At 66.1% G+C, this 10,251-nt stretch carries 6 protein-coding genes and 1 tRNA gene; 3 read left to right on the forward strand and 4 right to left on the reverse strand.

Features of this window, described 5'->3' with window-relative positions; genetic code table 11:
• Positions 1 to 185: 185 nt before the first annotated feature.
• A tRNA-Ser gene (locus tag PHP91_RS15985) sits at positions 186 to 277 on the reverse strand.
• Between the two features lie 203 nt (positions 278 to 480).
• Here PHP91_RS15985 and PHP91_RS15990 point away from each other — a divergent pair.
• Positions 481 to 918: a Fur family transcriptional regulator gene (locus PHP91_RS15990; RefSeq protein ID WP_300143027.1), complete on the forward strand. Its 438-nt coding sequence runs from the start codon at positions 481 to 483 to the stop codon at positions 916 to 918.
• A gap of 30 nt (positions 919 to 948) precedes the next feature.
• Here the strand turns inward: PHP91_RS15990 and PHP91_RS15995 are convergent, their stop codons facing one another.
• Together PHP91_RS15995 and PHP91_RS16000 are read right to left on the reverse strand one after the other, a co-directional pair.
• The gene (locus PHP91_RS15995; protein ID WP_300143030.1) at positions 949 to 1,935 is read right to left on the reverse strand and encodes a hypothetical protein; all 987 of its coding nucleotides are present in this window, start codon (positions 1,933 to 1,935) and stop codon (positions 949 to 951) included.
• 234 nt (positions 1,936 to 2,169) lie between these two features.
• On the reverse strand, positions 2,170 to 4,845 hold the full coding sequence (locus PHP91_RS16000; protein ID WP_300143033.1) for a molybdopterin-dependent oxidoreductase: 2,676 nt from the start codon (positions 4,843 to 4,845) through the stop codon (positions 2,170 to 2,172).
• A 259-nt stretch (positions 4,846 to 5,104) separates the two neighbouring features.
• Here PHP91_RS16000 and PHP91_RS16005 point away from each other — a divergent pair, with 259 nt between their 5' ends.
• Positions 5,105 to 6,517, forward strand: a complete 1,413-nt coding sequence (locus PHP91_RS16005) for a HAMP domain-containing sensor histidine kinase (protein WP_300143036.1) — start codon at positions 5,105 to 5,107, stop codon at positions 6,515 to 6,517.
• Complete coding sequence (locus tag PHP91_RS16010; protein WP_300143039.1) at positions 6,514 to 7,845, forward strand: sigma-54 dependent transcriptional regulator; 1,332 nt, start codon at positions 6,514 to 6,516, stop codon at positions 7,843 to 7,845. Before PHP91_RS16005 ends, PHP91_RS16010 begins: the two co-directional genes overlap by 4 nt.
• On the opposite strand, the gene PHP91_RS16015 is transcribed toward PHP91_RS16010, so the two are convergent.
• Positions 7,823 to 9,886 carry a S16 family serine protease gene (locus PHP91_RS16015; protein ID WP_300143042.1) on the reverse strand — a complete coding sequence of 688 codons (2,064 nt, stop codon included), beginning with the start codon at positions 9,884 to 9,886 and terminating at the stop codon, positions 7,823 to 7,825. The two genes, PHP91_RS16010 and PHP91_RS16015, sit on opposite strands and share 23 nt — an antisense overlap.
• Between the last annotated feature and the right edge of the window lie 365 nt (positions 9,887 to 10,251).

The raw sequence follows: 10,251 nt of genomic DNA on the forward strand, positions 1-10,251 counted from the left end.
AAGTGGCTTCAGTTCTTCGGACCACCGAGCGACGATTTTACGGTGGACATGTTAACGAGCTACGCAGCTCTCTCGGCCCAGGCCAGAGGGGGTACACCCTTGGACGGAATTGGACGAGCAACCATAAGAAAAGCCCCTGACTAAGGGGCCTTCCGGACGTCCACGAATTTCTCAGGACTAAAATATGGCGGAGAGGGAGGGATTCGAACCCCCGGGCGGGTTGCCCCGTCTCTGGTTTTCAAGACCAGCGCAATAAACCGAACTCTGCCACCTCTCCGGGGGGCGAGCGGCCTGGAGGCCGCGTCTGCAAGGGTAGAAGGTTGTAGAAATCAAGGCAGGGGTTGTCAAGACGAATGGAACACCCCTTCCTGCGCCGGGGTCACGGCACGGATTGGGGAAAACCGTTCTTCCGTTTGACACTTTTCCGTGCATCCCGTAAGAAAAAATTACCTTAATTCACACAAAAACGACCGGCAAGCCATGAAATCCGTACAAGAAGTCTTCGCCAGCTATTTAAGCGACAAGAATCTGAAGATGACCCCACAGCGGCGGCTCATCCTCGACACGCTCCTCAGGCACAGCGAACACCTTTCCTCGGAAGAGCTCTACTCCAAGGTCAAGAAACGGGACAAATCCGTCGGTCAGGCCACGGTCTACCGTACCCTCAAGCTGCTCTGCGAGTCCGGGCTGGTCGAGCCCCTGGACTTCGCCGATGGCCTCACCCGCTATGAAATGAGCTATGGCGAGGACCACCACGACCACCTCATCTGCGAACGGTGCGGCAAGAATATCGAAATCTACGACGCAACCATCGAGAAGCAGCAGATCCAGCTCGCCAAGGAGCACGGCTTCACCCTGCTCCGGCACAAGATGTACCTCTACGGAATCTGCCCGGATTGCCGCAGGGAGAACGCCTAGCCCGCGCCCGTCCCCCCGCATGTTCCTCGCCTATTCCTCAATGTGCGAGAGGAATTCCGAAAGCGGCTTGAGTTCGCCCTGCAGGCTTTCCCAGGCATACCGATTGCCCGACTTCTCGCCGTGGGCGGTGAACTGGATGCCCAGCCCGATGGCTCCGCCCTTGCCCTTGAAGCGGCTGCGTATCGTCCCCATCACATTGAAGTAGGTGAACTTCTTGGTCTTCGGATTCCAGACGCTGACCCGGAGGACCAGTTGGTTGCCCTGTGAAAGCGGCGGTAGCTGGCCCTTGGGGTGCAGGATGAAGAGGCGCATGCCGCCCGCCGAGATGTTCTCCACGGAAAGCCGCATCTTGTCGCCGTATCGGGAGGGGTCGTTGATGGTCTGGAGGTCCGGGCGGCTCATCCAGAAGGTCTTGCGCTTGCGGCCGTCCCACGCCTTGACGCGCACCGCGCCCTCCCGGGCCCGCTGCCGGGCGTGCTTGCGCCGGATGACGAACTTGTAGCTGATCGGCGTCAGCAGGGTAATGGCCTTGATGGTGGACCCGCGTTTGACCGCGCTGCCGATCAGGGTGAAAAAGGCGTTGATCCGCTTCCCGTTGTAGGTGAAGGGCTTGCAATAGCAGATGACGCGCTGGTTCTTGAGCTTCAGGCCGGTGGGGCTTACCGCCACCAGTTGGAGCTTCATTTTCCCGTTGAGCACCTCGGTGACACGGGCGTTGGCCAGCTTGCGCCCCTCGCCCGAGCCGGAATGGAGGTAGACGTCAAGCATCACACCCTTGGTCACCAGGTAATTTTCGACGATACGGCCGCTGTGTGGGGCGAAGACACGGGCGAAGAAGCGCAGGAAGGCGAAGGTGAAAATATGGCGGTAGAACCAAGCCGCGACAACGGCCACCACGGGCACGACGAACGAGAGGATCTTGGTGAACACGCTCAACATGTCGAGCCGTCCGCCCACGCCCCCGAAGTTGCGCTGCACGTCGCGCAGGTAGTCTAGCTGCGCCCAGAGATCGATCATTTCGCCACGCCCGGTTCAAGGAATTGACGGCAACCCGCCGTCGAGCCTTACCTTTGCAATTACAATACCTGCCGCATCACTATATCACGGGAGCATACGGACGCAAGCGGGCAAACGACCGGGGGCAGCCTCCCCAAAGCCTCCCGAAACGTACCGGCGTGCGTCACCCGCCCCTCTCCCTCCGCCACCCTTGCCATAAATCCGGACAGGGGGGAACGGGAAAAGGGTTCCGGCTCAACGCACGGCCAGGCCGATCCAGTTGGCGGCCACGGCGCGGCAGAATGCGTCCGACGCGGCCGCCAGCAGCGGCAGCCGGGCGCGCATGGAGGCGAAGAAGGCGTCGTCGTACCGGTCGCGGCACTTGGCGCAGTCGTCGATCCCGCCCTGGCCGAAGAGGTCGAGCCAGTTCCCGGCGATGGCCGAGTCGGCCTCCAGGTGAAACTGGAACCCGTAGGACCAGTTGCCGATGCGGAAGCACTGGTTGGCGCACTCCCGGCCCCGGACCAGGAGCTCGGCTCCCTCGGGCAAATCGAAGGAGTCCTCGTGAAACGCCATGACCGGCGGCACCCCGTCGATCCCGGCGAAGACCGGGTCCGCGCGGCCCGCATCGGTCAGATCAAGGGCCACGTAGCCATACTCCGGGGTCTGCATGTGCCGGACGGCGGCCCCGTGGGCGCGGGCCAGGAGCCGACAGCCCAGGCTGATGCCCGCAACGGGCCTGCCCGCCGAGTCGAAGTCGCGCATGAGTCGCAGAAGCGGCCCGAAATATGGGATGTCATCGTCATAGGCGTGCTGCGGCCCGCCCAGGACGACCAGGCCGTCGTAGCCCTCCGGGGAGCCGGGCAGCGGCTCGCCGTCCATGGCCGCGACCTCGCGCAGGACCGCACCGCGCCGCTCCAGCTCCTTGCAGAAATTCCCGCCCGGCGCGCGGTCGGCGTTGCGGACGACCAGAATGCGCGCGTCCTTCTCCTCCACCGGCAGCACGGCCACCGGCGTCTCGTAGAACGGCGTTCCGTCGCCCACCTTGCTGGCCAGGTCCAGGGTCAGGAGGTTGAGTCCGTGCCCGGCCTTGATCCACCCGCCCCGCTCGGCGATGACCACGTCCGAACGCATGTCCGGGTCGGCCGCAAGCCGCGCCCGCACCCGGCCCACCGGGCTGGCCACCAGCACGACCTCGCCGTCCCGGAGCCCCTTCCTCCGCGCCTCGTCGGCGTTGAGCCGGACCTCGGGCAGCGGCTCGTGCCCGGCTGCGGTCCGCTCGGAGCCGATGCAGCCGTGGGGCGCGATGGTCAGGAACTTGTAGGGATAGCGCTCGTCCTGGCCGCGCTCCGCCGGGGTGAACTCGGTCATGAACTGGAACCGGCCGCTCCGGGTCCTGTAGACCCCGTCCGCATGGGGGACCATGGGCGCGTCCAGGCGCAGCGCGCCCTTGCGCAGGCTCCCGAGGTCGCCGCCCTGCTCCCAGATGGGGGCGCAGATGGCCCCGAGCCACTCGTCCACAGGGCGGCGGAACTCATCGGCGAACGGAAAGCGCGCGGCCAGCTCGCAAAACATGCGGAATTCCGACTTGCACTCGCCCACCGGCTCGATGGCGCGGTTCACCGGCCCCACGTAGTTATGCCCGTACCCGGCCACCACGTCGTCCTCCTCCAGGAAGGTCGTGGCGGGCAAAAAGACGTCGGCCAGGTCAGCGGTGTCGTCCATGAAATGGCCGGAGTAGACCACCAGCTCCATTTTGCGGAAGGCCTCGGCGATGCGCGCGGAATTGGGAGCCATGCACAGCGGGTTGCCCGCCGTGACGTAGATCATGCGGATTTCCGGATCGCGCGCGTTCAGGATCTCCTCGCCCACCTTGGGGATGAGCAGGGTCCGATGGTCCGGGTGCAGGTGGTCGCCCCACCACCGCCGGTCGTAGGGGCCGTATTCCTCGAACCCCTGGCTGACGCCGCCGCCGGGCACGCCGATGTTGCCGCTGATGGCCCCCAGGGCGTCGATGGGCCGGATCATGTGGTGGGCGTACTCGTAACGGTGCAGACCCCAGCCGAGCAGCGTGGCCGTGGGCTTCTGCCGCATCAGCACATTGGCAAGGAGCAGGCAGTCCTTGGCCGGCACCCCGGCCAGGTCGCAGAGCTCCTCCACGGCGTAGCGGTCCAGGATGGCCCGGTATTCGTCGAAGCCCACGCTACGCCGGGCAATGAAGTCGCGGTCCTCGGCCCCGGCGGCCAGGATGAGCTTGGCCGCGGCCATGGCCAGGTAGCCGTCGCCGCCCGGCCGGGGCTTGATGTGGTGGTCGGCCAGGGCCACGGACCGGCTGCGGGCCGGGTCGATGACGATGACCGTGCCGCCGCGCTTCTTGATCTCGCGGACGATGGGGACCAGGGAAATGTTGGTGGAGACCGGGTTGCGCGCCCAGAGGATGATGGAGTTGCTGTTCAGGTGGTCCAGGGGATCGTGGGAGACGCGCTCGCCGAAATCGAGGTTCTGGGCCCCCTGTCCCGCCCCGCCGCACAGGGAGCCGCGCATGGTGGTCGCCCCGCCGAACAAGTTGAAGAAATACTTGTTGAGCAGCTTGAGGGCCGTGCGTTCGCCGTATCCCTGGTAGTAAAGCACGGCCTCCGGCCCGGACTCCGCCTTGATGCGCCGCATGGCGGCTGCGACCAGGTCCAGCGCCTCGTCCCAGGAGACCTGCTCCCACTCGCCGCTTTTGCGGATCATGGGGTGGATGATGCGCTCCGGGCTGTAGACGCGGCGGACGTACTTGTCGGCCTTGTGGCAGGCCGCGCCACGGGTCAGGGGGTGGGCCGGGTCGCCCGCGAGCCGGACCAGGCGGCCGTCCTCCACGGTGGCCACGAGGCCGCAGGTGTTGGGACAGTCCCTGGTGCAACTGGTAACGATGGTGCGCTTGGTCATGGCATCTTCCCTCTACTTCCCCGACGCCTCGGGGGCAACCGGAACCTGGCCGCCCTTCCCGCGCCACGGGCGAGCCGCGCAACGCCGTGGAGACGACGGTCGTCGCGGCGGGCAAGGAACCGGCCATCCACCCCAGACGTCCGCCGGGCCACCATAGCGTCTCCGGCCCGGCGGGGATTCACGCCAGGAACCGGCGACAATCCATCCCCGCCTTGCCTTTTCCACTGGCCGGGCATAGGGTGCGCGCGAGGGAATCTCCATGCTCAGACCGAATCTCAGGCAATCCATCGTCATCGGTATCGCCGTCTTCGTCTTCGCCTTCGGGTGCATCGCGCTCCTTTCGCTGTCCAATCTCGACCGCCTCCAGCAGGAGGTGTTCCTGGTGGAGCGCACGGACGACCTGCGCAACCTGATCCTGGAAATCCGGCGGGAGGAGAAGAACTACTTCCTCTACCACGACCGGGTCATGTTCTCCCTGAACCGGACCAACATCGAAAAGGCGGACGCCATCCTCGGCGACCTCGCGGCAGAGATCGACCAGGCCGGCGGCCGGGAGCACGGCGAGACCCTGAAGCAGGGGCTGGCCCTGTACCGCGCCCTGCTCGACCGGTTCGAGGCGGACGCCGAGATCATCAAGGAGGACGGCCCGCGCGCCAAGGCCATCCGCGAAGCGGGCCAGGGGCTGCTGGAGCACTCGCGGGCCATCGCCGAATTCGAGCGCGAGTCCATCCTGGGCATCAACCGGAGGCTGCGGACAACCCTGCTCATCGCCATGGGCGTGGGCGCAATGGTGGTCCTGGTCCTGGTCTACTTCGTGTCCAAGAGCATCCTCTCCCCGCTCCGCCAGGTCCAGGAGGCGACCCGCCGGATCGCCCGGGGCACCTTCGCCCCCTTCCCGGTGAGCAACGCCCACGACGAGATCCAGCAGGTCTACGTAGCCCTCAACTCCATGGTCGAGGAGCTCCAGAAACGTCAGGCCCAGCTAGTCCAGGCCCAGAAGCTGTCGTCCATCGGCACGCTCGCCTCGGGCATCGCCCACCAGCTCAACAACCCGCTCAACAACATTTCCACCTCGGCCCAGATCCTGGCCGAGGAGACCGTGGGCCAGAACGAGTTCGCGGACAAGATGATGAACAACATCGCCCAGGAGACCCTGCGGGCGCGCGACATCGTCAAGGGGCTGCTGGAATTCTCGCGGCACAAGGACTTCGCCCCGGCCCCCTACCCCATCGCATCCGTGCTGGAAGGGGCCGTGCGCCTGGTCTCCAGCCAGACCGGGCCGCGCATCGCCATCAACCTGGACGTGCCGGACCACCTGACCATGCTCGTGGACCGCCAGCGGCTCCAGGAAGCCTTCATCAACCTGATCCTGAACGCCATCCAGGCCATCGGCCCCGAGGGCGGCGTCATCGACATCAAGGCCGCACGCGACGAGGAGTTCGAGGTCATCACCATCGCCGACACCGGCGAAGGCATGAGCCCCGAGACCCTGCAACGCGTCTTCGACCCGTTCTTCTCCACCAAGGAAGTGGGCCAGGGAACCGGGCTCGGCCTCTACATCGTTTACGGCATCATCGAAAAGCACCAGGGGGCCATCCACGTGGAGAGCACGCCCGGCAAGGGCACGACCTTCTCCATCCGGCTGCCCCTCATGAAAGAGGACCAAGCATGACCGCAGCCTCCATCCTCGTCGTCGAGGACGAGCGCATCGCCAGGGAGAACCTGACCCACATCCTGACCAACAGCGGCCACCGGGTCTCGGCCATGGCCTCGGCCGAGGAGGGGTTGCGCGAGCTGGAAGCCGAGGAATACGACCTGGTCATCACCGACCTGATGCTCCCCGGCATGGACGGCATCCAGATGCTGGAGCGGGCGCGGGCCAAGCACCCGCCGACCATGGTCATCGTGGTCACCGGCCACGCCACCGTGACCAACGCGGTGGAGGCCATGCAGAAAGGCGCGCACTCCTACATCGAAAAGCCCTTCAAGCTCGACGAGTTGCGGCTCCAGGTGGAGCGCGCCCTGGAGCAGCACGCCCTGTCGGCCGAGGTGCTCCGGCTGCGCCGCCTCCTGGACGAAGGCAAGAGCGACATCCCGCTGGTGGGCCAGAGCGAGACCTTCGTCCAGCTCAAGAAGACCGTGCGCCAACTGGCCCAGATGAACTGCAACGTGCTCATCCAGGGCGAGACCGGCACCGGAAAGGAGCTGGTGGCCCGAGGCATCCACCAGCTCAGCCCCCGCTCGGAGGAGCGGTTCATGGCCATCAACTGCGGCACCTTCACGGCCGAACTCATGGACAAGGAGCTCTTCGGCCACGAAAAGGAGGCCTTCACCGGCGCCAACCGGGGCCAGAAGGGCATCCTCGAAGTGGCGGACGGGGGCACGGTATTCTTCGACGAGATCGGCGAACTGCCGCTGAACATGCAGGTCAAGCTGCTCCGGGTCCTCCAGGAGCGGACCTTCCTGCGCGTGGGCGGCACCCGCGAAATTCCGGTGGACATCCGCGTGGTGGCGGCCACCAACTGCGACCTGCGCGAGATGGTCGACCGGGGCGAGTTCCGCCAGGACCTCTTCTACCGCCTGAACGTGGTCACCCTGCACGCCCCACCCCTGCGCGAGCACCGCGAGGACATCCCCATCCTGATCGGACATTTCCTGGAAAAGCACCGCCAGCCGGGGCAGACCATCGCCTCCATCGCCCAGGACGCCCTGGACATCCTGATGCGCTATCCCTTCCCCGGCAACGTGCGCGAGCTGGAGAACATCGTGGAGCGCGCCCTGGCCCTCGGCCAGGGGACGGTCTTCACCAAGGACCTGCTCCCCGTCGAGGTGAGCGAGAACCAGATCGAGGACCCGCTGCCCACGCTGGAAAACATGGAAAAGGCGCACATCCGCAAGGTCCTGGCGGCCTCCAGCGGCAACAAGACCCAGGCAGCGCGCATCCTCGGCATCGACCGGGTCTCCCTGTGGCGCAAGATCAAGCGCTACGGCCTGGAATAGCCTCGCAAAGGGCGATCTCGGCCGCCTGCTCCACCCCGGAGACCAGGCGGATGTCCAGCCCCTGGACCACATCCTCCTCCAGAGCCTCCACCCTGGCCGCGCACCCCTGCGGCAGGATCACCACGCCCATGCCCGCCGCCTGTGCGGCCATGAGCTTCTCGCGCACCCCGCCCACAGGCAGGACCTCGCCCAGCAGCGAGAGCTCGCCGGTGACGGCCACGTCCTGGCGCACCGGGCGGCCCGTGAGCAGGGAAAGCAGCGCCAGGGTGATGGTCAACCCGGCGGACGGCCCCTCCTTGGTCACGGCCCCGGCCGGGATATGCACGTGCAGGTCCGAGGTCTCGTAGAAATCGGGATCGATGCCGTACTGCTCCGCATGGCTGCGGATGTAGCTGAGCGCGGTCTGGGCCGACTCGCGCAGGACCTCGCCCAGAGAGCCGGTCAGCAGGAGCTGCTTGCTGCCGCGCATGCGCGCGGTCTCCACGAAGATTATCTCGCCCCCGTTCTCGGTCCAGACCAGGCTGGTGGCCAGCCCGACCTTGGGCTCGGCCTGGGCTGACGTGCGGGAAAACGGCGGCGGGCCCAGCAGCGCCTCCACCATGGCCGCGTCCACCACCGCGCCGCTCTCGCCCTCGGCAAGCCTCCGCTTGGCCAGCTTGCGGCACAGGGCGGCCAACTGCATCTTGAGCCCGCGCAGCCCGGCCTCGCGGGTGTAGTCGGCCACGATGCGCGAGAGGGCGTCGGGCGTGACCGTGACGCCCTCGTCCTCCAGGCCGTGCCGGCGAAGCTGGTCGGGCGCCAGGTAGCGCGCGGAAATCTCTTCCTTCTCGCGCCGGGTGTAGCTGGAAAATTCGATGACCTCCATACGGTCGCGCAGGGGGCCGGGTAGCCGCTCCACCATGTTGGCCGTGCAGATGAACAGCGCCCCCGAGAGGTCGAAAGGCAGGCCGAGGTAGTGGTCCACGAAGGCGTTGTTCTGCTCTGGGTCGAGCATCTCCAGCAGGACCGAGGCCGCGTCGCCCTTGAAGTCCTGGACCGCCTTGTCCACCTCGTCGAGCATGATGACGGGATTGCGGAACCCGGCCTTCTGCAGCCCCTGGATGATTCGGCCGGGCATGGCCCCCACGTAGGTCCGGCGGTGGCCGCGCAGCTCGGCCTCGTCATGCAGCCCGGCCAGGGAAAGGCGGAAGAACTTGCGGCCCATGGCCTCGGCGATGGCCTGTCCGATGGAGGTCTTGCCCACACCCGGCGGGCCGGTGAAACAGAGTATGGGCCCCTTGAGGTGGCGGGCGCGCAGGTTCTGCTCGTAGAGCTCCTTCACGTGGGCGCGCAGCCTGGTCAGGTTGACCGGCTTGCCCAGGTACTGGTCCGCACCCTGGCGCATGGCGGCCACGGCCGTCTTCACGGTGGCGTAGCCGGTAATCATGATGACCTTGGTGTCCGGCCAGCGCTTGCGCAGCTCCTGGAGCAGGTCCATGCCGTCCATGCCGTCCATCTTGAGGTCCGAGACCACGATGTCCGCCGCCTCGCGCTCCATGGCGGCCACGGCCTCCAGCCCGTTGGGCACGGCCTCCACGGCGTACCCATCGGCCTGAAAGACGATGGACAGGTTCTCGCGGGCGATGAGCTCGTCGTCCACCAGCAGTATGCGGCCGCTCTTCCGCCCGCGCAGGTTCTTGACCGCCAGGAACTCCAGGATGCGCTCCTTGACCTGGCGCAGGCCGAAGTGGCGGGCGTTAAGAATCTGCTCGGCCCGGCCGATGTCCAGGTCGTCCTTGGTGGTGGCGTTCCAGGGCAGGGAGAGGATGCACTCGATGTAGGATGAACCGATGGCGTATTCGGGCGAGGCGGGGTCCACGCTCTCGATGCGCTCGCACTCCACGCGCGCGGCCCCGAGGATCTCCGGGGGCAGCCCCGCCTCCTCGACTTTCTCCCGAAGCGCGCTCCTCGGGGCGGGAGCCGGTGTTTCCGGCCGGGAGGCCGCCGACGCGCCCGGCTCCGTCTCCGAAGCCGGTGAGGACCCTTTTCCGAACCACCGCATGAACGCCTCCTGTCGGGGACGGCATCGCTGGCCCGAAACGGGGCCAAGACGCCGCAGCTTTTCGCACTACTCCTCTATACCATGCGCAAAATGCCTTGTTAAGGGTGCAATTCGCAACGACCGGCATCCGGGACGCCCCAGGCGGGGTCTGCCGCCGCATTTTTCCTCACCGAAAGCGGCCGTCGGGGTGAAAAAAATGCAATGTCCCACAATTACAGGATGATATCGATAAACTTTTTCCTCCCTGTTCCGCCCCCGATTTCCTGAGTGCCACCCCAAAAAGCCCTTATTCTGCCTCGCGAGCCGAATCTGCCGTTGCAGAGTGCATCACACAAAAATGTCGACAAGCGTGAATCTACGTGGCC

Source organism: Pseudodesulfovibrio sp. (genome assembly GCF_028692895.1).
In the GTDB taxonomy this organism is placed as follows: domain Bacteria; phylum Desulfobacterota; class Desulfovibrionia; order Desulfovibrionales; family Desulfovibrionaceae; genus Pseudodesulfovibrio.